The organism is Collinsella sp. CLA-ER-H2, assembly GCF_040092405.1.
GTDB lineage: Bacteria > Actinomycetota > Coriobacteriia > Coriobacteriales > Coriobacteriaceae > Collinsella.
Window position 1 is genome coordinate 25,917 of sequence record NZ_JBBNLO010000017.1, and the last position, 21,593, is coordinate 47,509.

Annotated in this window: 22 protein-coding genes; 19 read left to right on the forward strand and 3 right to left on the reverse strand. The window is 63.0% G+C overall.

Features of this window, described 5'->3' with window-relative positions; translation table 11 throughout:
* The first annotated feature begins 19 nt into the window (after positions 1-19).
* The 19 genes from AAAX59_RS06225 (at position 20) to hisE (ending at position 16,188) form a co-directional block, all read left to right on the forward strand.
* On the forward strand, positions 20-793 hold the full coding sequence (locus AAAX59_RS06225) for a PTS sugar transporter subunit IIC (protein ID WP_349071136.1): 774 nt from the start codon (positions 20-22) through the stop codon (positions 791-793).
* Positions 774-1,607, forward strand: coding sequence for a PTS system mannose/fructose/sorbose family transporter subunit IID (locus AAAX59_RS06230; protein ID WP_195622533.1), 834 nt, complete (start codon positions 774-776; stop codon positions 1,605-1,607). The genes AAAX59_RS06225 and AAAX59_RS06230 overlap by 20 nt, the downstream gene beginning before the upstream one ends.
* 91 nt (positions 1,608-1,698) lie before the next feature.
* The gene (locus AAAX59_RS06235; RefSeq protein WP_349071137.1) at positions 1,699-2,913 is read left to right on the forward strand and encodes an MFS transporter; all 1,215 of its coding nucleotides are present in this window, start codon (positions 1,699-1,701) and stop codon (positions 2,911-2,913) included.
* A gap of 170 nt (positions 2,914-3,083) precedes the next feature.
* Positions 3,084-4,145 carry an SIS domain-containing protein gene (locus tag AAAX59_RS06240; protein ID WP_349071138.1) on the forward strand — a complete coding sequence of 354 codons (1,062 nt, stop codon included), beginning with the start codon at positions 3,084-3,086 and terminating at the stop codon, positions 4,143-4,145.
* A gap of 87 nt (positions 4,146-4,232) precedes the next feature.
* Positions 4,233-4,649, forward strand: coding sequence for a PTS fructose transporter subunit IIA (locus AAAX59_RS06245; protein WP_117743676.1), 417 nt, complete (start codon positions 4,233-4,235; stop codon positions 4,647-4,649).
* 17 nt (positions 4,650-4,666) lie between these two features.
* Positions 4,667-5,137, forward strand: a complete 471-nt coding sequence (locus tag AAAX59_RS06250; RefSeq protein ID WP_117564885.1) for a PTS sugar transporter subunit IIB — start codon at positions 4,667-4,669, stop codon at positions 5,135-5,137.
* Positions 5,138-5,145: 8 nt separating this feature from the next.
* Positions 5,146-5,937, forward strand: a complete 792-nt coding sequence (locus AAAX59_RS06255; RefSeq protein WP_349071139.1) for a PTS sugar transporter subunit IIC — start codon at positions 5,146-5,148, stop codon at positions 5,935-5,937.
* Complete coding sequence (locus AAAX59_RS06260; RefSeq protein WP_117564887.1) at positions 5,927-6,763, forward strand: PTS system mannose/fructose/sorbose family transporter subunit IID; 837 nt, start codon at positions 5,927-5,929, stop codon at positions 6,761-6,763. The genes AAAX59_RS06255 and AAAX59_RS06260 overlap by 11 nt, the downstream gene beginning before the upstream one ends.
* 83 nt (positions 6,764-6,846) lie before the next feature.
* Positions 6,847-7,683 (forward strand): sugar phosphate isomerase/epimerase, encoded by an 837-nt coding sequence (locus AAAX59_RS06265; RefSeq protein ID WP_349071140.1) that lies wholly within the window; start codon positions 6,847-6,849, stop codon positions 7,681-7,683.
* A gap of 169 nt (positions 7,684-7,852) precedes the next feature.
* Positions 7,853-9,568 (forward strand): ATP phosphoribosyltransferase, encoded by a 1,716-nt coding sequence (hisG, locus tag AAAX59_RS06270; protein ID WP_349071141.1) that lies wholly within the window; start codon positions 7,853-7,855, stop codon positions 9,566-9,568.
* A gap of 105 nt (positions 9,569-9,673) precedes the next feature.
* On the forward strand, positions 9,674-11,110 hold the full coding sequence (hisD, locus tag AAAX59_RS06275; protein ID WP_349071142.1) for a histidinol dehydrogenase: 1,437 nt from the start codon (positions 9,674-9,676) through the stop codon (positions 11,108-11,110).
* 1 nt (position 11,111) lies between these two features.
* Positions 11,112-12,227 carry a histidinol-phosphate transaminase gene (gene hisC, locus AAAX59_RS06280; RefSeq protein ID WP_349071143.1) on the forward strand — a complete coding sequence of 372 codons (1,116 nt, stop codon included), beginning with the start codon at positions 11,112-11,114 and terminating at the stop codon, positions 12,225-12,227.
* Positions 12,228-12,815, forward strand: coding sequence for an imidazoleglycerol-phosphate dehydratase HisB (gene hisB, locus AAAX59_RS06285; protein WP_117736027.1), 588 nt, complete (start codon positions 12,228-12,230; stop codon positions 12,813-12,815).
* A gap of 79 nt (positions 12,816-12,894) precedes the next feature.
* Complete coding sequence (locus tag AAAX59_RS06290) at positions 12,895-13,614, forward strand: imidazole glycerol phosphate synthase subunit HisH (protein WP_349071144.1); 720 nt, start codon at positions 12,895-12,897, stop codon at positions 13,612-13,614.
* On the forward strand, positions 13,611-14,354 hold the full coding sequence (locus tag AAAX59_RS06295; protein WP_349071145.1) for a HisA/HisF-related TIM barrel protein: 744 nt from the start codon (positions 13,611-13,613) through the stop codon (positions 14,352-14,354). The genes AAAX59_RS06290 and AAAX59_RS06295 overlap by 4 nt, the downstream gene beginning before the upstream one ends.
* 3 nt (positions 14,355-14,357) lie before the next feature.
* Complete coding sequence (gene hisF, locus AAAX59_RS06300; protein ID WP_349071146.1) at positions 14,358-15,140, forward strand: imidazole glycerol phosphate synthase subunit HisF; 783 nt, start codon at positions 14,358-14,360, stop codon at positions 15,138-15,140.
* Between the two features lie 149 nt (positions 15,141-15,289).
* A complete protein-coding gene (hisI, locus tag AAAX59_RS06305) occupies positions 15,290-15,631 on the forward strand; it encodes a phosphoribosyl-AMP cyclohydrolase (protein WP_349071147.1) in 342 nt (113 codons plus the stop codon).
* Complete coding sequence (locus AAAX59_RS06310) at positions 15,628-15,855, forward strand: hypothetical protein (RefSeq protein WP_349071148.1); 228 nt, start codon at positions 15,628-15,630, stop codon at positions 15,853-15,855. Before hisI ends, AAAX59_RS06310 begins: the two co-directional genes overlap by 4 nt.
* Positions 15,856-15,870: 15 nt before the next feature.
* Positions 15,871-16,188: a phosphoribosyl-ATP diphosphatase gene (hisE, locus tag AAAX59_RS06315; RefSeq protein ID WP_117583614.1), complete on the forward strand. Its 318-nt coding sequence runs from the start codon at positions 15,871-15,873 to the stop codon at positions 16,186-16,188.
* 29 nt (positions 16,189-16,217) lie between these two features.
* On the opposite strand, the gene AAAX59_RS06320 is transcribed toward hisE, so the two are convergent.
* From AAAX59_RS06320 to AAAX59_RS06330, 3 genes are all read right to left on the reverse strand, one after another.
* Positions 16,218-17,129, reverse strand: coding sequence for a PHP domain-containing protein (locus tag AAAX59_RS06320; protein ID WP_349071150.1), 912 nt, complete (start codon positions 17,127-17,129; stop codon positions 16,218-16,220).
* Positions 17,130-17,249: 120 nt separating this feature from the next.
* On the reverse strand, positions 17,250-17,669 hold the full coding sequence (locus tag AAAX59_RS06325) for a nitrous oxide-stimulated promoter family protein (RefSeq protein ID WP_349071151.1): 420 nt from the start codon (positions 17,667-17,669) through the stop codon (positions 17,250-17,252).
* Positions 17,670-21,236, reverse strand: coding sequence for an ATP-binding cassette domain-containing protein (locus AAAX59_RS06330; protein ID WP_349071153.1), 3,567 nt, complete (start codon positions 21,234-21,236; stop codon positions 17,670-17,672).
* Positions 21,237-21,593 lie beyond the last annotated feature (357 nt).

Below are 21,593 nucleotides of genomic sequence, written 5' to 3' on the forward strand. Positions count from 1 at the left end.
TATTAGGAAAGGGGGATATATGCTTACCCAAGCAATCCTCATCGGACTTATCGCCGCATTTGGTAAGTTCGACTGCCAGCTCGGTACGCTCTATGCGTTCCGCCCCATTGTCCTGTGCCCGCTCGTGGGCCTGGTGCTGGGGGACCTGCAGTCCGGCCTCGCGATCGGCGCCAGCCTGGAGCTTCTGTTCATGGGCTCGATCTCCATCGGCGCCTACGTGCCGCCTGATGAGACGATCGGCGGCGTGCTCGCCTGCGCCTTCGCTATCCAGCTGGGCCAGAGCACCGAGGCAGCCATCGCGCTCGCTATGCCCATCGCCACGCTGTGCCTTGCCATCAAGAACATCCTCAACGCCGCCCTGCCGATTCTGGTTGACCGCGCTGATGTCTTCTCCGGCCAGGGCAACCTTAAGGGTGTCTATGCGATGCACTTCCTGATCGGTTTGACCGGTATCATCATGGCGTTCCTGCTGTGCTCGCTGTCGTTCTATCTGGGTGCTGACGCCATCCAGGGCCTGCTCGACTTCATCCCGCCCTTTGTCCTTGCTGGCTTTGGCGTTGCCGCCAACATCCTGCCGGCCATGGGCTTCGCCATGCTCGGCCGCCTGGTGCTCACCAAGCAGCTCGTGCCCTTCTACTTCCTGGGCTTCCTGCTGTGCTCCTACGCCAACGTGCCCGTCCTGGGCGTCGCCCTGATCGCCATCATCATCGGCATCGACAAGTTCGACCTGCTCGGCCTGGGCGGAGCCCAGCCCCAGCTCTCCGCGGAAGGGGATGAGGACGATGACTTCTAGTCCCGAGAACAAGATCACGCGCTCCGACCTCGTCAAGAGCGCCGTCAACGTCGGCGCCCTGGGCATGGAGTTCTCCTGGACCTACTACAAGCAGATGAACATCGCCTTCTGCCTGATGGTCGCCAACATGCTCAAGAAGATCTACGCCGGCCGCCCCGACGACTACGCCGAGGCCCTGCACCGCCACTGCGCGTTCTTCAACATCACCGTCCAGTTCGCCCCGTTCGTCGGCGGCATCGCGATGGCCATGGAGGAGAAGGTCGCCCGCGGCGAGATCGAGCCCGAGAGCGTCAACGACGTCAAGGCCGCCCTCATGGGCCCGCTGTCCGGCATCGGCGACTCCATCTTCCTGTCGACGCTGCGCGTGGTCGCCGCCGCGGTGGGCATCAGCCTGTGCCAGGCCGGCAACCCCTTCGGCCCCATCGCCTTCCTGCTCATCTACAACGTCCCCGGCTTCGCGCTGCGCGTCTGGGGCGCCGTCAAGGGCTACGAGCTGGGCGTGGGCTTCCTGGACGAGGCCCAGAGGACCGGCCTCATGCAGAAGATCATGACCTGCGTGGGCATCGTGGGCGTCATGGTCGTGGGCGCCATGTGCAAGGACATGTTCTGGGCCAGCATCCCGGTCGCCATCGGCTCGGGCGAGGACGCCCAGACCCTCCAGGACATCCTGGACGGCATCATGCCCGGCATGCTCGGCATGATCGCCTTCTGGCTGTACTACTGGCTGCTGTCCAAGAAGATCAACCCCATGGTGCTGATCGTGGCCACCATGGTCGTGGGCATCATCGGCGCGTTCTTCGGCGTGCTGGCGTAAGGGCCCGGCTGCATAGATTTTCGTTGCAACCTGGAAAGGGGATGGAGCAGGCCTATGCCCTCCATCCCCTTTTTGTATAGAAGGAGTTCGTATGTTCGCGAAGGATCGCGAAGCAATGCGCCTGACGCCGGCAGAGGTCAGGCTGATTCTCATTGAGTCCCTGCAGTGGTGCGCCAACAACGCGGTCTACTTTTTGGGGCTTATCGGTGCGGCCACGTATGATCTGGCCGGCACGGCCTTTTTGGTTGCCGCCATTACGCTCGTGCGCAATCTTATGACGTCGGTGGGCAATATGGTGTCGGGCTCGGTCATCGATCGCTTTGGACCGCGCCGGACGTCGTTTGTGACGTGCGTGATTACGGCAGTGCTATCGCTTGGCGTGGGGTTAGCGCCGTTGTCTGTCCCCGGGCTTGTGTTTGCCGCGTGCGTCTTGGGACTTGCGGGCGGCTTTATCAACACCTGCACGCATGCGTTTCCGGGATACCTGGAGTCGACCACCGAGGGCCGTACCCGCGTGAACGGTCTCATGGTGTTCTACAGCAATATCGCCTATACCGCTGGCCCGCTGCTCGGCGGTGCCATCGTGAGCTGTTTTGCCACGCAATCGGTCTACCTGCTCATGGCGGGCATGATGGGTGTGGCGGCCGTGCTCTCCTTGGGCTGTCACGAGTGCGTTGTTCCCGCAAAAGGGGAAAAGCCGAAGGGCGGTATTCTGGGCGGCATGGCCGAGGGTGCGCGACTTACGTTTCGCGACCACGACCTGCGCCTCATCTTTATCTCGGGCTTTTTGGGATTCTTTGCGTTTGGCGCGTTTGATTCGCTTGAGTCGTTGTTCTACCGTGATGTGCTCAACGTGGATATCGTCTGGCTGGGCTGGCTGTCCTCGGTCGTGGGCCTCACTTCCTCGGTGGGCGCGTTCATCCTGACCAAGCTTTCTGCTCGCCATGTCAACCTACGATTGCTGCTCGGCGCGCTCATGGCCGTGGGCATTGGGTCCATGGTGTACGTGGGCACCGATATGCTGGGGGTCGCGATTGTCGGTCAGGCGATTAACGGTCTGGCCTGGGGGTTCCTGGAGCCGCTGCAGATGATCTTGATTCAGGAGCGCGCCGACATCAAATACCTGGGTCGCATTACCGGCTTTGTGCGCTTTGGCCTGATGAGCGCCGGCGTGGTGCCGCTGCTGGCGGCTCCGTTTTTGGCGGAGGCTTTGGGCGTCCAGACGGTACTGTTTGGAGCATCGACCATTATTGCGCTGGTAGGAACGCTGTTCTTTGTCACACAAGGGAGACGCCGGGGGCGTTAGCTATACATCCAATTCTAATTTAATACCACTCACCAGAGAATTTCGACCGTTCACCGAGGATTGGAACAGATTGAAAAGTGGTATTAAAAACACGTTGGGTGTATGTCTATAATTGGTATCGAAAAGAAACGCGATGTATAGATTCGCGTGCAGGACAGAAAGGAAAAGCCATGAAGGAAACCGAGAAGATCGAGATCATGCACTTTAGCCAGGAGGGCTACGTCGAGGACGGCAAGAACGTCTACGAGGCCGGCAAGAAGATGACCGCGCTCGCCGACAAGGTCGCCGACGAGGGCTACGACGCCGTGTTCCTGATGGGCGTCGGCGGCACCTGGGACGAGCTCATGCAGCTCGAGTACCTCATGAACAAGTTCGGCGACCGCGACCTCGAGGTCTACCTGATCCACGCCGCCGAGTGGAACGCCATGGGCCACAAGCGCATGACCGAGAAGTCCGTCGTGCTCACCGCCTCCGAGTCCGGCACCACCCCCGAGGTCCTCGAGGCCGTCAAGAAGATGAAGGACAAGGGCATTCGTGTCTACGCCATGACCAAGCCCGAGGGTCTCATTGGCCAGGCTGTGGGCGCCGAGAATTGCGTCAAGATGGCTTCCGATCATGGTAACGGTGGCTGCGAGATGGGCTACTACCTCGCCGACTGCTTCGGCCTGCGCCTGCTCAACCGCCGCGGCTGCTTCCCGCAGTTCGATAAGTTCATCGAGCAGACCAAGGACGTTTGGACCCACCTGGTCGACATCCGCAAGAGCTTCGAGCCGCGCGCCGAGGAGCTCGCCAAGAAGTACGCCCTGGCCCCCTACACCATGTTCATCGGCTCCGGCGCCCTGTGGGGCGAGACGATCCTGTTCTCGATGTGCATCCTCGAGGAGATGCAGTGGAAGCGCACCCGCTACATCACCTCGGCCGACTTCTTCCACGGCACCCTCGAGCTCGTGGAGCCCGGCGTCCCGGTCTTCCTGTTCATGGGCGAGGACGAGAACCGCAAGCTCGACGAGCGCGTCCGCGCCTTCCTCAACCGCGGCGTGACCGGCGACACCGACATCAACATCATCGACACCGCCGAGTTCGCGATTCCCGGCCTTGACGACGAGTTCCGCGTCATCGTGTCTCCGTGGATCCTCTCCTCGCTGATCACCGATCGCCTTGCCGCTTACTACGAGACGGTCACCAAGCACAACCTCAACTACCGTCGTTACTATCACCAGTTCGACTACTAATAGTTGACCACTCATTTAAGAAGCACCCTGCCCGGGCGCATGCGTCCGGGCATTTTTATGCCGAAATTCGCTAGGAAGGGGAATCGAATGAGGCAGTTTATCGTGGCGTCCCATGCTCATTTTGCGTCTGGAATCGTCGAGAGCATCGGCCTGCTTTCCGGCGAGCGCGAAAACGTCCATGCGCTCTCTATGTATGTCGACGGAAACGAGGACCTGACCAAGGAGGCCGCAGCGATTCTGGACGGCTTTGCCGCGGACGATGAGGTCGTCGTTTGCACCGACCTCTTTGGCGGCAGTGTCAACAACGAGTTCACCAAGATCGTCCAGACGCGTCCCAACACGCATCTGGTGACCAATATGAACCTGCCGCTCCTTATTCAGCTGCTGTTCGTGCCCGAATCCACCCCGATCGATGAGGCCATTCGCCAGATCGTCGAGGCGGACGACACCAAGGTCAAGTACGTCAACGACCTGCTGGGGCAGGCCGAGCTCGATGAGTTTTAACCACTAGGGAGCACATCATGATTCAGATGATTCGTGTAGATTATCGACTGCTTCACGGCCAGGTTGCCGTTAGCTGGACCTCGGCTCTGGGTGCCGATTGCATCCTGTTGGTGAGCGACACGGTCCTCAATGACAAGCTTCGTCTACAGGCCCTGTCCCTTGCAAAGCCTGAGGGCTGCAAGGTCGTCGTCAAAAACACTGAGGACGCCGTCAAGGCGCTCCAGAGCGGTGTGACCGATAAGTACAAGCTCTTCGTGGTTTGCGAGACGATCCAGCAGGCCGGTGCCGTCGCCAAGGCGATGGGAGTCAAGAAGATCAACCTCGGCAATGTTGCCTTTAGCGAGAATGCCCGCCAGGTCTCGACGAGCGTGTTCCTTACGCCCGAAAACGAGGCATACGTCAAAGAGCTACTCGGCGAGGGCTACGAGCTGTTCATTCAGATGATTCCGGCAGATGCGAAGACTGACGCCGCGAAGGTCATCGGTTAGGGGCTGCCATGGTTATCAAGACAATCCTGATTTTCCTTATTGCCCTTTTGGGTTATTCCGAGTGGCTGACGGGCACGAGCTACCTCCAGCGCCCGATCGTGCTCGGACCTCTGGTTGGCCTTGTCATGGGCGACATGGTGACCGGCACGATCATGGGCGCCACGATGGAGCTTGCCATGGTCGGCGCCATCTCGGTCGGCGCCTATAACCCGCCCGATACGATTTCCGGCACTATCCTGGGCGTATCTCTTGCCATGCAGGCCGGCGCGGACGCTTCGGCGGCCCTGACCCTGGGCATTCCTATCGCAACGATCGTCCTGGCGCTCGATACCGCCCTGGGCCAGCCGGTGATGCTGCTGCTGGTGCACCGTATCGACAAAAACGTCGAGGACGGAGACATCAAGGCCATCACGCGCAACATGCTCATCGCCGGTTACGCGCAGAGCTGGTGCGGCCTGCTGATTATTCCCCTGGCATTCTTCTTTGGCGCCGATGCTGTTGCCAGCCTGCTCAACATCATCCCCGATTTCGTTCAGACCGGCATGGATGTCGCCGCCGCCTTCTTGCCCGCACTCGGCTTTGCGATGCTGGCGCAGATGATTATGAACAAAACGGTGGCTCCGTTCTTCTTCGCTGGCTTCTTCCTCGTCGCCTACTTTGGCATTAGCACGACGGGCGTGGCGATCTTTGCCGCGATCATCGTCGTCGCGATGACGGTTTTGGGTGATAAGAAAAAAGCGGAGCAGCCCGCAGTGGCAACCGAGGATCCTGCGATTGGGAGTGGGTTCGATGAGTTTTAAGTTTGAGTCTTCTTACGACGGGCTGATTTCCCGCGCAGACCTTAAGAAGCTGTTCTGGCGCTCGATTCCCTATGAGCATTCCTGGAACTACGAGCGTATGGGCCATATCGGCTTTATGTGGGCCCTTATGCCGATTCTTCGCAAGCTGTATCCGCAGGATGCGGACTTTAAGGCCGCCCTTAAGCGCCATATGGAGCTCTATAACGTCACGCCGTACATCTCGACGCTCCCCATGTCCATCGCCGCTGCAATGGAAGAGGTCAACGCTACTGACGATAGCTTTGACACGAGCGCGATCTCAAATGTCAAGCTTGCTTTGATGGGACCGCTGTCCGGTGTGGGCGATGCCTTCTACTGGGGCACGCTGCGAATTTTGGCAACGGGTGTCGGCACGTCGCTGGCGCTACAGGGCTCTATTCTTGGCCCGATTTTGTTCCTGCTCGTGTTCAACGTCCCTCACTACATCATCCGTTACCTGCTGACGTTTGTGGGATATCGCTTTGGCTCGGACATGATCAGCAAGGTCCAGGAATCGGGCATTATGGACACGATCGTCAAGATGGCCTCCATCATGGGCGCCATGGTGATCGGTGCTATGACCATGGAGATGGTCACCGTGGACATTCCGCTCATGGTCGGCGCGGGCGATGGTGCTCAGACGCTGGCCGAGCTGCTCAACGGAATCTTCCCGGGCTTTGTCACGATGGGGCTGTTTGGAATCGTCTATCTCATGCTCAAGAAGAAGATGAATCCGCTGCTCATCATGCTCGTGATCCTGCTCGTGAGTATCGCTGGTGCGTTCTTTGGAGTGCTTGGTGTCCAGTAGAGTATCCGTCATAATGAGAACAATGTAAGAGGGGGCGTCGCGCACACTGTGCTGCGGCGCCCTTTTGCCGAAAGGTGGACAAGATGGAGTATCCGCAGCTTGCCGTCATGAATATCAGCCATCGTTATTTTGACCTTGAGGAATTCTTTTCTTCGGCAGCGGCCTCGGGTTACACGTGTTGCGAGCTTTGGACCGGAGCGATGCATCTGTATGTCGATTGCCATGGATACGATTCGCTCGAGCAGGTGCGGGAGCTGTCGCAGCGGTATGGGGTTCGGATTGTGGGGCTTTGTCCCGAACAGAACAACCCCAAGCCGTGGAATATCGCGGCGCGCGGGAATGAGGCACGTGCCCGCACACTCGCGTACTTTAAGAACGTTGTAGATATTGCGGCGGAACTTGGAGCCGAGCAGGTCATGGTCTCGAGCGGCTGGGCATTTTTGAACGAGCCGATCGAGGACGCGTGGGGTCGCAGCGCCTCGATGCTGCGTGCGATTGCCGAGCATGCGGGAGAGCGCGGCGTGCGACTGGTACTCGAGGCCCTACAGCCGGTTGAGTCGATGATCGTGAACTCGGCGGCCGATACGAAGCACATGATCGAGGCGGTTGATCATCCGGCACTTAAGGCGTGTCTGGATTTGGGCGCTATGGCGGTGGCGGGGGATACCATCGACGATTATTTCGATCTGCTTGGCGATGATGTCGCCCACGTGCATTTTGTCGATGTTGCGGCAGATGGCACGACGCATCTTGCCTGGGGTGACGGCGACCGCGATATGCGCGCCGACCTGGATAGGCTGGTGGCGCGCGGCTATCGCGGAGTTGTTTCGGCCGAGACCTATGACGGGCGCTATTTTGCCGACCCCGCAGCTGCCGATGCGCAGGTAATGGCAGAGTATCGTCGTGCGATTGGCGCCTAGGCGGGTTTGGGTTGCGGCGATCTGCCCTATGTTTCCAAATGAATACGGCGTGAGCGGCTGCGATGGATTTTCCCCGCAAACACTCTAGTATGCTAAAGTACCCAGAAGACCGGCGGAGCTATGCCGGTCTTCTGTTCTATACGAAACACAGCATGAGGAGGCTCACCAGATGACGGCCACACCGTGGGGATTCCGGGACATATTGCCCGAGGAGGCTCAGGCGCGCGAGGAGATTGCGCTGACGGTGAAGGGCTGCTTTAGGGAGCATCATTACCTTCCGGTCGAGACGCCGCTGCTCGAGGACAAGGGTTCGCTCGAGGAAGGCGGCCGCATCGCGGACACGCCGTTTAAGCTTTTTGATGATGACGGTCGCCTGCTGGTGGTCCGTCCCGACAACACGTTGCCGATCGTGCGCTTGGTTTCGACTCGCATGCGCGCGGCCGATCTGCCGCTGCGCCTTCGCTACGAGGCGCCGGTGGTTCGCGAGTGCCAGCGCAATGCCGGCGGCTCGCGTCAGTTTACGCAGTTGGGTTTTGAGCTTATCGGTGTGGGCGACACCGCGGGCGATGTCGAGATCGTCTCGCTGGTGGCGGAGGCCATGCGCAAGCTGGCGCTGCCCGATGCGCGCATTATTGCGGGCAGCGTTCGTCCGTTTAAGGAACTGCTCGCGGCCTGTGAGGATCGCGAACTGGCTGCCGAGGCATTGCGTTGCGTACACGCCAACGACTTTGTGGGCCTCGATGCCCGTGTGGCGGCAAGCGCCGAGCCCGAGGCCGTCAAGGCTGCCATCAGCGAGCTGCCGCGCCTGCACGGTGGTGCCGAGGTGCTCGATCGCGTCGACGCGCTGCTGGCGGCGGCGGGCATTGTCGCGCCGCTTACGCGCGAGATGCGTGCCCTGGTCGATGGCCTGGCTCCCAAGGACGCCCAGGTGCTGTCCTTCGACTTCTCCATCATGAACTCTTTTGATTACTACACGGGCCTGGTTTTTAAGGCCTATGCCGGTGGCCTGCCCGATCCGGTGGGCTCGGGCGGTCGCTACGACTCCATCTTTACCGGTGCGTTCGGCGACGGCATCGAGGCGCCGGCGGCGGGCTTTGCCTTTTCGCTCGAGCGTCTGGAAGCCGCGCGAACTTCGGTCGAGGACGCCGCTTCCGATGGCGACCACGCCGTGGGCCGTGGCGCCGAGGGTCCGCTTCGCATTGCCGTGCCCAAGGGCTCGCTCAAGGCCGACACGCTCGACGTACTCGAGGCCGCGGGCCTGGACGTCTCTGAGCTGCGTGACCCCGGCCGTCACCTCATCGTGCGCGGCCGCGACACGCGTGCCGGTGAGGGCGCGGTCGGCGATATCGAGTTTGTCATCGTGCGTCCCAGCGACGCGCCCGCCTTTGTGGGCTGCGGCGGTGCCGACTGCGGCATCTGCGGCTGGGACTCGCTTATCGAGGCGGACCTCAACCTGCTGCAGCTGGTCGACCTGGGCTACGGCCTGTGCACGTTTATCGAGGCGGAGCCCGCGTGGCGCGCCGGTCAGGCCGAGCGCAACTATGCCCGCCGTGGGTCGCTTCGCGTGGCAACCAAGTACCCGCGCATCGCGAGTGCCTGGTATGCCGAGCGCGGCGTGAACGCCGACATCGTTTCGCTGCACGGCAACATCGAGCTGGGTCCCATTGTCGGCATGACCGACCGCATCGTGGACATTACCGCCACGGGCGCCACGCTGCGTGACAACGACCTGGTCATCACCGGTCGCATCATGGACTGTACGGCCCGCTTCTTCGTCAACCCAGGTGCCGCGCGCTTGGATCCGCGCGTACGCAATCTGGCTGATCGCTTGGCGGTAGCCGTGAAGGACAGGCATTTTGAGCCCGTTGCGGGCTCGGCACAATAGCGCGAGCACGCACGGGCGCCCCAACGTCTGGGCTGCGGGTCGACTGGCGCCGCCGCCCGGCCTCTCGTTTTTCGAACATAACCTCGACCGATAGGGGATACCGATATGAAGACCATCAAGCTTGCTCCCGGCGAGCGCCTCGTTACCAATCAGCTCAATCGCAAGGGCGTGCTGCCGCAAAACATCGTCGACGCCGCCCGCGATATCGTGGCAAACGTGCGCGCCAACGGCGATGCCGCGGTGCGCGATTACTGTCAGCGTTTTGACGGTGTTGAGCTGCAGAGTTTTCGCCTGCCGCAGGAGCAGATCGATGCCGCGCTCGAAGGCCTCGATCCGGCCTTTGTCGCGGCGCTCGAAAAGGCTGCACGCCAGATTCGCGAGTTCCACCAGCGTGAGGTCGAGCAGAGCTGGTTTACCACGCGCCCGGACGGCACGATGCTCGGCGTTAAGGTGACCCCGCTTGCTGCGGCCGGCATCTATGTGCCGGGCGGCCGCGCGCAGTATCCCTCCACGGTGCTCATGAACGCCATTCCCGCCAAGGTCGCCGGCGTTGAGCGCGTGGTCATGGTGACCCCGCCGCAAAAGGACGGCCTGATAAGCCCCTACACGCTCGCCGCGGCAAAGCTCGGCGGCGTGGACGAGATCTATATGGTGGGCGGCGCCCAGGCCGTGGCCGCACTGGCGTACGGTACCGAGACCATTCCGCGCGTCGACAAAATCACCGGCCCGGGCAACGCCTTTGTCGCCGCTGCCAAACAGATTGTCTCGGGTGACGTGGGTATCGACATGGTCGCCGGTCCTTCCGAGGTCTGCGTGCTGGCCGACGCCACGGCCAAGCCCATGGTGGTCGCGGCCGACCTGATGGCCCAGGCCGAGCACGATCCACTGGCAGCCTGCTATCTGGTGACCTGCGACGAGCAGTTTGCGCGTGAGGTCGAGGCGGGTATCGATATTCTGGTAGCGCAGTCGCCACGCGCCGAGATTACGCGCGCCTCGCTCGACAATGAGGGCACCATCGTGGTGGCCGCCGACATGGCTGCCGCCGTCGAGGCCGTGAACACCGTGGCACCCGAACACCTTGAGCTGCACTGCAAGGACGCGATGAGCCTGCTCGGCGGCATTCGCAACGCCGGCGCCATCTTTGTGGGCGCTTGGAGCTCCGAGCCGCTCGGCGATTATGTTGCTGGCCCCAATCACACGCTGCCGACCGGCGGCACGGCCATGTTCTCCAACCCGCTTTCGGTCGAAGAGTTCGTTAAGCGCTCGAGCGTCATTTGCTATACGCCCGAGGGCCTGCTCTCTGACGCTCCCGCTACGCAGCGCCTGGCCGAGGCCGAGGGCCTGTGGGCACACGCTCTTTCGGCCGCACTGCGCCGCCGCGTGTTGGAGCAGGGCGAGGATGCCGTGAGTGCCGAGTCGCTGGCCGCGGCCGACCTGACCAAGGTCGCCTGGCCGGGCGATGCGACCGCGACGGTCGCCGAGGGCGTGGACCTGGCGGCGGCTGCGGGCGAGGATGGCGCCCCGACCGGCAAGGAGGCCTAATATGGCCGAGCTGACGTCCCGCATGAAGGAGCTCGTCCAGCCCTATCTGGCCGGTATTGAGCCCTACGATCCAAACTTTACGCCCACGCGCATCAACCTTTCGGCAAACGAGAACACCTATCCCGTGCCGGCCGGCGTGCGCGAGGCGGTTGATGCGGCGCTTGCCGCCACACCGCTCAACCGCTATCCCGATCCCATGTCCAACGACCTGCGCGACGAGCTGGCCGCCTGGCATGGCGTGACGCGCGAGAATATCTGCGTGGGTAACGGCGGCGACGAGCTGCTCTATAACTACCTGCTGGCGTTTGGCGGCGCGGGGCGGACCCTGCTCAACTGCCCGCCGTGCTTTAGCGAGTACGCGTTCTTTGCGTCGCTGTGCCAGACCGAAGTGCGCGACGTGTGGCGCGACCCGACGACCTTTGAGCTCGACCAGGCGGCGGTGCTTGCGGCGGCTCCCGAGTGCGATCTGGCGATCGTGACCTCGCCCAATAACCCCACGGGTGACGTGGCACCGCTCGACTTTGTCGCGGCGCTGTGCGATGCGTGCCCCGGCATGGTGATGGTCGACGAGGCCTACGTTGAGTTTGCCGACGATTCGTTTGGCGCGGCCACCACGGCACAGGGACTTATCGCCGAGCATCCCAACCTGGTGATTCTGCATACGCTGTCCAAGGCGTTTGGCGCCGCCGGCACGCGTCTGGGCTATGTGATCGCGGCGTCCGAGGTCATCGACGTGTTCGCGGCGATTCGCCAGATCTACTCGGTCAACGTGCTGAGCCAGGCCGCAGCGCTTGCCTGCGTGCGTGCTCGCGATGCGTATGCACCCGTGGTGGCGCAAGTTACATCCGAGCGCGAGCGCGAGTTGTGCGCCCTGCGCGCAATGGCTGCCGAGGGCATGCCCGTGGAGGCATGGCCGAGCGCGGCGAATTTTGTGCTCGTGCGCACGCCGCATGCCACGCGCGTGCGCGAGCGTCTGCGCGACGAGTATTCGATTCTGGTGCGCGACTTTAGCTACGCGCCGGGGCTCGCGAATTGTCTGCGCGTTACCGTGGGCACCCCGCAGGAAAACGACGAGGTGCTGGCCGCGTTTGCCGCGCTGGTGAAGGAGGAGATGTAGATGGACCGCTATGCCGAGGTAACCCGCAAGACGGGCGAGACCGACATTGTCGTCAAGCTCGACCTGGATGGATCCGGTGTGTGCGATATCTCGACCGGCGTACCGTTTTTCGACCACATGCTCAACGCCTTTGGCCGTCATGGCCTGTTCGATCTGACGGTGCACGCGGTGGGCGACGTGGAGGTCGATGCGCACCACACCGTCGAGGACACGGGCATTGTGCTGGGCGAGGCGTTTTGCCAGGCTCTGGGCGACAAAGCGGGTATTACGCGCTTTGCCGATGCGGCGATCGCCATGGACGAGACGCTCGTGATGGCCGCCGTGGACATTTCGGGTCGCGGCCAGGCCTACTGCGAGCTGCCCGTGCCGACCGAGCGCGTGGGCAGCTTCGATACCGAGCTGGCTGTCGAGTTCTTCTATGCCTTTGCGCGCGATGCCAAACTTACGCTGCACGTGCGCGAGCTGGCGGGCGGCAACTCGCATCACATTATCGAGGCCGCCTTTAAGGCCGTGGGCCGCACGATGCGCCACGCCTGCGAGCTCGATCCCCGCGCGCAGGGCATCCCCAGCACCAAGGGCTCGCTATAACCGTCACAAGGGTAAAACCACCACGAAGGGGACAGGCACCTTTGTGGTGGTTTTGGATGATGAGAAGTGGAGGGGTCGCGTGGGCGAACCGAAGATCGTGGTGGTCGACTACCACAAGGGCAACTTGTCGAGCGTCGTGCGCGGGCTTGCGCGCGCCGGTGCCGCCGCCTGCACATCGGACGATCCGGAGCAGATCCGCAACGCCGACGGCCTGGTCATCCCGGGCGTGGGCGCGTTCTATGACGCGATCGCCTTTATGCGCCAGAGCGGCGAGGAGGTGGCCGTGCTCGATGCCGTTGCCGCCGGAACTCCGCTGCTCGGCATCTGCTTGGGTCTTCAGCTATTTTTTGAGCGTGGCAACGAGGGCGTGCCTGCGGACGAGGGCGTGGACGCGGACGTGGACGCGGACGCGGACGACGATGCCTCCGAGCAGGCCGGCGGTCCCTGGGTCGATGGCCTGGGCATCATGCGTGGCTCGTGCACGCACCTGGAGTCGAGCCGTCTGAAGGTCCCGCACGTGGGCTGGGATCAGGTGCACATGACGCCTGCCGGCGCAGCCGATCCGCTGCTCGCCGGTTTTGCCGAGGGCGCCAATATGTACTTCACCCACAGCTACGCGGTGGCCGACGACGTCGATGCCGCCGATGTGTTGGCGCGCACGCACTATACACGGAGCTTCCCGTGCATCGTGCGCCACGGCAACGTGTGGGGCTGCCAGTTCCATCCCGAGAAATCCTCCGCGCTGGGTCAGCGTATCCTTAAGAACTTCGTCAGCATCGTCGAGGAGGTTGGCCGATGATCCTGTTTCCCGCAATCGATCTGATCGGCGGCAAGGTCGTGCGCCTGGAGCGCGGAGACCGCAGCCGCTGCAAGGTATATTCCGACGACCCCGTGGCCGTCGCCCACTCGTTTGCCGAGCAGGGCGCAAACTGGGTGCACGTCGTCGACCTGTCCGCTGCCTTTGGCGAGGACGAGGACACATGCGCTGCCAACTCGGCGGCAATTAAGGCCATCTGCGGCGTCGACGGTCTGTCCGTGGACGTGGGCGGCGGCGTTCGCTCACTCGCACGCATCGATGAGCTGGCAGGCTATGGTGCTCGCCGCATTGCGCTGGGCACCGTGCTCGTGACCGAGCCGGGTTTTGCTGAGGTGGCAGCCCAGGGCTTTGGCGAGCTGTTGGTCGCCGACATTGCCGCGCGCGACGGCCAGGTTAAGGTGAACGGCTGGCGCGACGGCGCGGGCGTGGCACTCGACGATGCCGTGGCGCAGCTTACCGAGCTGGGCTTTAAGCATCTGGTGTATACCGACATCGCGCGTGATGGCATGCAGACGGGCATCGATGTGGCGGCGTATCGCCATGTGGCGCAGGTCGCGGGCTTTCCCGTCGTGGCGTCGGGCGGTATCTCGACGCTCGACGACATCCGCGCGCTGGCCGCGGTGGGTGAGGGCGCGATTGAAGGCGCCATTACCGGTCGTGCGCTCTACGAGGGCAACTTTACGCTGGCCCAGGCGCTGGCCGCCGCTCGAGGGGAGGAGTAGCCCATGCTTACCAAGCGCGTAATTCCCTGCCTGGACGTCAAGGACGGCCGTGTGGTCAAGGGCGTCAACTTTGTGAGCTTGCGCGATGCCGGCGATCCGGTGGAGCTGGCCCGCGCCTACGACCGCGAGGGTGCGGACGAGGTCGTATTTTTGGACATTACCGCGACGAGCGATAACCGTGCGACGACTATCGAGATGGCGGCGCATGCGGCCGAGGAGCTGGCCATTCCCTATACCGTGGGCGGCGGCTTTCGCGACCTGGCGGGCATGCGCACCATGGTTGCCGCCGGTGCTGACAAGGTGTCGCTCAACTCTGCCGCCGTGCGCGATCCGTCGTTGATCAGCCAGACCGCCGCGGCGTTTGGCAGCCAAGCCGTGGTCGTGGCGATCGATGCCAAGCGCGTGGGGCTGCCCGGGGAGCCGGGCGCCGATAAGTGGGAGGTCTTTACGGCGGGCGGCCGCAACGCTACGGGTATCGACGCAGTGGCGTGGGCCGAGGAGGCGGCTCGTCGTGGCGCCGGCGAAATCCTACTGACCAGCATGGACCGCGACGGTACCAAGGCCGGCTTCGATCTGGCGCTTACTCGCGCCGTGGCCCGCGCGGTGCCGATTCCCGTTATCGCGAGCGGCGGCGTGGGCACACTCGAGCATTTTGCCGAGGGTGTGATCGAGGGCGAGGCCGATGCCGTGCTGGCGGCGAGCGTCTTTCACTTTGGAATCTTCAGCATTCGCGAAGTCAAAGAGTATATGGCTTCTCAAGGTATTCCTGTGAGGCTGGACTTCTAATGCTGCGGCTTGCCCAGGCACCCGACCTTCCGGCTCCAACCCTTCTCGCGTACTTAAGTACGCGTCGTCGGGCTTGTCGCTCGGAATCTCGGGCACCTGGACAACCCTCGCCGACCTGTGGGGTTTACGGTAATTACTTGGGAGAAATGATGACTGAGGTAATAGAAGCGTCTGATCTTAAATACGACGCCCGCGGGCTGATTCCTTGTGTGGTTCAGCAGTATGACACCGGTGAGGTGCTTATGGTTGCTTGGATGAACGAGGAGTCGGTGGGGCTGACGCTCAAGACCGGCACCACGTGGTTTTGGAGCCGCAGCCGCCAGGAGCTCTGGAACAAGGGTGCGACGAGCGGCAACATGCAGGAGGTCAAGGAGCTCTGGGCCGATTGCGATAGCGATACGCTACTGGTCAAGGTCGACTCGTCGGGTCCGGCCTGCCACACCGGCAACCGTACCTGCTTCTTTAAACGCGTGGAAGGGGGTGTGCGATGAAAGTCGTGACGCCGTTCGAGGTCGCCGACTGCAACACCGAGCTCCTCCGCGCGGGCGTGCCATGCCACGTGCACCTGACTGATGCCTGCGGGGCGCAGTCGCTTTGGCTCGAGGCCGAGAAGGAAAGGCTCGATGAGGCCCATGCCGTCATCGTCGAGTTCTTTGAGAAAAAGGGCGCAAAGCCTCGGTTCGATGAGACCGGTACCTACTTTACGCTGCAGTAACGAGAGGAAATAACCATGGGAGTCAGAACAGCTAACGTGCAGCCGGGAAATATCGGTGAGACACTGACGGGGCTGGCCGAGGTGATTCATGGCCGTCGCGACGCGTCGCCGCAGGAGAGCTATACCGCGCGTCTGTTGACCGACGTCGAGGATGAGCTGCTCAAGAAGCTTGCCGAGGAGGCGAGCGAGGTGATCATGGCCTGCAAGGATAACGACCACGACCACATTCGTTACGAGGCTGGCGACCTGATCTACCACTTGCTCGTGACGCTCGAGCGCTACGGCATCACCCTCGACGAGCTGGCCGGCGAACTCAACGCTCGCCGCCACTAGTCATTTAAGAACGTCCCCAGTGACTAGTCTTAGGCGAGGGGTGTGGGTTGCCATTCGCCGGTGGGGTGGGGGATATCGAAGGCCCGGTAGCCGCAGTCGTAGGCGTGGGCCTGAGCCTCGCGGATGTTCCAGCAGATGTCGCAGGCGCGGTGTGCGTCCGAGCCAAAAGTGATCGGCACCTCGGCGTGGGCAAAGCAGCGCAAAAGGCCGGTCGTGGGGTAGTAATCGTCGAGCCCCTTGCGCGGCGCGGCTGTCGAGACCTCAACGCGGCGGCCCGTGTCGTGGGCGCACTCGGCCATCTGCTGCCAGAACGGCGCGGGGTCAAAGTCGGGCGCAAAGCCTTCCTTCGAAAAGCGCATGACCAGGTCGGGGTGGGCCATCACATCAAAGTTGAGTGAGCTTTCGCAAGCACGGCACCAGTCGTCGACGTAGCACTCCCACACGCCGCGCACGCCTAAGTTTTCCCAAACATGCAGGTTGGTATCGTCGTCGATCCAACCGCAAAGGGAATCGGGTGTATCGGGGCGCGCGACGTCCTCTGTCCCTGCCGTGCCCGCGGCGCCTGCCGCAATATCGCCCGGGTTGCCAATCCAGTGCACGCTGCCCAGACGTACGACGGCGCCCTGGGACCAGTGCTCTACCAAGGGCTCGCAGCCCTCGTACCAATCGCATTCAAAACCGTAGATAAAGGTGAGCTCCGGCGCAATCTGCGCGGCGAGTTTGCGGGCGTCCTCAAAGGCCAAACGATGTGCCGGCAAGTCGCCCTCGACGACCTGCACCTCGCAGTTAGCATCCATACTGGCGGGCAGGGTAAGGTGGTCGGTCGAGACCATGACGCGGCAGCCGGCGGCAGCAGCGGCACGGACGTTGTCCTCGAACGAGGCGTGCCCGTCCGAGAACGAGGTATGAGTATGGCAATCGACCAGCGGGCAGGCGGGCATGGCGACTCCTTTGCATTTGGTGAATCCGCTCCATTGTAATGGTGCAGCTCTCAACACGCCGCGCACGCCGGGTGCCGAAATCGAGTGGAAAGGCGGGGCGGCGCGTGCCGGCGCCGGCGACTACTTGCTTCGTGCCGCCGCGCGTTTGGCCTGCACTGTTACCATCGCGTGTCTCACGGCGGTGATGGGGCGATAGCGGATCATACGCGGTCCCGACCAACGCATAACCTCGCGGATCTTCTCGCGCATGGCAGGCCGGTAACAATGCGAAGGACATGCCGAGCAAAATGTCTTGGTGCCCATGTGCGGGCAGTGCTCAATGCGCGCGATGGCGTATTTCTGCAGCTCGGCGCATTCGGGGCAGAGCGTAATGGTTCGAAGGCCGAGTTTCACGCGCACGGACTCATCGTCGCCAGCCTGTTCGACCACATGCCCGCCGCCATGATGCCCGCGGCACCACAACGCGATCATCTGCGACACCATTTGGGCCTCGCGCTCACGTTTGCGTGCCAGCTCCGGCGTGTCGGCGGTGCGCGCCATCTAGCTCAGCCTCCCGTGCTCGACCGAAAGCGAGAAATCGGCAAACGCGCAGGTGCTGGCTCGGTGGCTTACGAGCACGATGGTCTTGCCGCGGCGCTTGAGCTCGTCAACGGCCTGCATTACGGCTGCCTCGTTGAGAGCGTCAAGTGCGCTGGTGGGCTCGTCGAGCAAGATGAAAGGCGCGTCGTTGAGGAAGATGCGCGCAAGGCCGATGCGCTGGCGCTCGCCGCCCGAAAGCGAGTCGCCCAGCTCGGCAACGGGCGTGTCGAGACCCTGCGGCAGGCGGTCGATGAGGGCGGTAAGCGAAGCGGAGCGGCAAGCGTCGAGCAGCTCGGCATCAGTGGCGTCGGCGTGCGCAACCAGCAGATTCTCGCGTACGGTGCCGCAGAACAGATGTGTGTCCTGGGTCATATAGGCCTCGTGGCTGCGCAGGCTCGCCGTGTTGATGTGGCGGGCATCGACGCCGCTTACCGTGATGGTGCCGGCTGCGGGGTCCCAAAAACGCATGAGCAGCTTAAGCAGCGTCGACTTGCCCGAGCCCGAGCGCCCCATGATGCAGGTCATGGTGCCGGGCGCAAAGGTGCAGGTCACGTCGTCGAGGATGAGACTCGAAGCGAGGTCATTCGCGGCCTGCTCTGTGGCGTCGGCACCGCCCGCGTCCACGCCGTCCGCATAGCTAAAGCTCACATGCTCGGCTGCGGCGCCGGCAAACTCAACGTCCTGTCCATCGGCGACCTCGGCGCACTGGGGCTGCTCGTCGAGCAAATCGAGCACGCGTGCGCCCGAGGCGAGCGTCTCCTGCAGTGAGGTGCCCAGGCGGCTCACGGCCATCACCGAGCCAAACGACGACACAAAGGTAAAGACGGCGACAAACGCTGCGGCAAAGTCAATCGTTCCCGCAGCCACCAGCTGCAGCGCACGCCCGAGCATCACCAGATTGGCCGCAAGAATAAGCGCATCGGCTACGGCCTCACTGGCCGCCTGGCGGCGCTTGAGGCGCGCGTCCACGGCGCCGACTTGCTCGGTCAGATTGCCCAGGGCACGGCTGCGATCGGCGCCACCGGCAAACTGGATAGTCTCGGACGCGCCGCGTAGACTGTCGAGCACAAAGGCGCCCAGCTTACCGGCGCCCTCGCGGCTCTGGCGGCCGGTGGTGCCGCATGCCTTGGCCGAGATCAGGGGCAGCAGCACGCCCAGGACCGCGTAGGCCACGAGCGCGATGCCCGCGAGCTCGGGGCTCACAGCCAGCAAAAAGCCCTCAAACACAACGGTGCAGACCAGAGCTATGGCAATGGGCGAGATGGTGTGCGCGTAGAAGACCTCGAGCAGCTCGATATCCGAGGTGACCAGGCTCACGAGCTCGCCCTTGCCGCGGCCCTCGAGCTTGGCGGGGGCGAGCTGGCGCAGGGCGCCAAACACCAGGTCGCGAATGTGCGCGAGCAGGCGAAACGCGATGTAATGGTTGCAGAGCTGCTCGCCGTAGTGGAGCGGCCCGCGTGCGATGCCGCAGGCGGCACAGGCCGCGCATGCTGCGATCAGACCAAGCCCCAAGGCGTTGCGGCCCAGCGCGGCCATAAGGCCAAGGGCGCCAAAGGCCGGCACGAACGCGGCGGTGAGCATACCAATGCTGCCCAGCGCGACGGCTAGCACAAGCCAGCCGGCAAGCGGTCGGACGAGCCCCATCATGCGCCATATGATGGACGGCGCCGAGCGACGGGCGCGGCCGGAGTCGGGCGCCGCGGTAGCGGAAGACGAGCCGGCACCGTTGAGGCCATCGGTACAGGCAGTACTGTCGCCAACAGCCTCAACCGCGCCGGCATCCTCGGCATCATCCTCCGCATACGCATATGCCGAGAGCTGCTCCTGGCTGTTCCACATGCGCGCATAGGCGCCCGCGGTGGCCAAGAGCTCGCCGTGAGTCCCGTGCTCGGCAATACGGCCACGCTCCAGCACCAGGATCTGATCGGCGTCTACGATCGTCGACAGGCGGTGTGCCACCACAATTACAGTGTGCCCGCCGGCAAGCGACGCGATGACCTCGCCGATCGCGGCTTCGCTTGCGGCATCGACGTTGCTCGTAGCCTCGTCAAACACATAGATCGGCGAGTCGTGCAGCAGGGCGCGGGCCATGCACACGCGTTGGCGCTGGCCGCCCGAAAGGTTGGTGCCGCCCTCGTTAATCACCATGTCGAGCCCGCCGTTGGCCTGCACAAAGGCCGCCACGCGCGTGCGGTCGAGCGCGCGCAAAAGCTCGGTATCGGTGGCATTGGGCTGGGCGAGCAGCAGGTTGTCGCGCAAGGTGCCGGCAAACAGGTAGCCGTTGGTGGGCACCAGGGTGACGGCGCGCATGAGTGAGGCGGCCGTGACATCGCGCAGCTCGACGCCGCCGATGCGCACGCTGCCACGGTAGGCACCCTTGCGGCCCGCGATAATCCCCGCGAGCGTGGACTTGCCGCCGCCGCTTTCGCCCACGAGTGCCACGAGCGAGCCGTGCGCAATGGTCGCGCTGGCGCTGTCCAGCACCGTGCGGTCACCGTATGCGTAGCTCACGCCCGCGAGCTCGATATCGCCGCGACCGTCAAGCTCAACATCGCCGCGCTCGGGCTCGGGCGTATCCAGGATGCCAAACATGCGTCGTGAGGCCGCCATGCCGTTCATGGCCGTGTGAAACAGCGAACCCAAGCGGCGCATGGGCAAAAAGAACTCCTGCGACAGAAAGACGATGAGGAAGGCCGCCTCAAAGCCAATCTTGCCCGTGGCGAGCTGCAGCACGGCTACGATAATGCCGAGCGCGGCGCCCATATAGACGACCAGGTCCATAACGCAAATGGAGCGCAGCTGCATCACCAGCAGGCGCATGGTCGCTGTGCGGAAACGCTCGGACTCGGCGTTGATGCGCTCGTGCCAGCTGCGATCGGCCTGGTAGACCTTAAGGGTGGTGAGACCCTGCACGGCCTCCAGGAACATGCCGCCCAGATCGACATAGCTGCCCCAGTACTCGGCACCGATCTTTTTGGCGTTGCGCATGACCATCATGATGGAGATGGGGATGACCGGAACGCAGGCGAGCAGCAGCGCGGCGGGAAGTCCCGCTTGGCCTACGAGCAGCACGAACAGCGTGATGGGTGCCAGGCCGGCAAAGAAGAGCTGCGGCAGATAGCCGCCAAAGTACACCTGGAGCTGCGTGGCGCCCTCCACGCTGGTTTGCACGGCCTCGGCGGTGGGGACGGTTTCGGTGTAGGAGGGGCCGAGTGCGGTGAGCTTGTCGTAGACGAGCGAGCGCACGCGGCGGACGGCCTCGAACGCGGCCTTGTCGCCGGCGCGTTGGGCCAGGTAGATGGAGGCGGCGCGCACGATGATGGCGGCGGCGAGCGGCAAGGCCGCCTGTGCGAGGGCATCGACGGCGAGCGCGGCGGAAAGACCGTTCGTGACGATGCCGCCCAAGATGCGCGCAAGCATCCACATCACCGTGATGTTTGCCATGAGCGCGATCCACTTAAACAGGACGCTTGCCATAATGTAGGGCGTTGCCTGCGGAACCAGGGAGAAGAGCCGCTTCTCGAACATGAAACCTCCTATGCCGTAACGGTGCCGGGTGGGGTCCTCGGCAGCCGCTTAGTTAGCCAAATGCAACTAGAGTAACATCGTGCAGCGGGTAAGTATGCCGAGGGTAATTTTTAGCCGATGAACTGCGTAGAAAGTTCAAAATTGTTGAGTGCGGCGAACTTTGTGGTGGACGGAATGCGGGCGCAATTTTGATCGGGTGCGGCTCGCTCCAAAACGTGTACGTCAGCCTCCAAAACCGACAAAAAATGACATGTTTGGAGGCTGACGTACACGTTTGGATGGGGGCGAGGACGGCGACGGACGAAAGTCACGCCTGTGCCACGTCCGATGTGCTAGCGTTTGGGTGAATAAAACGAG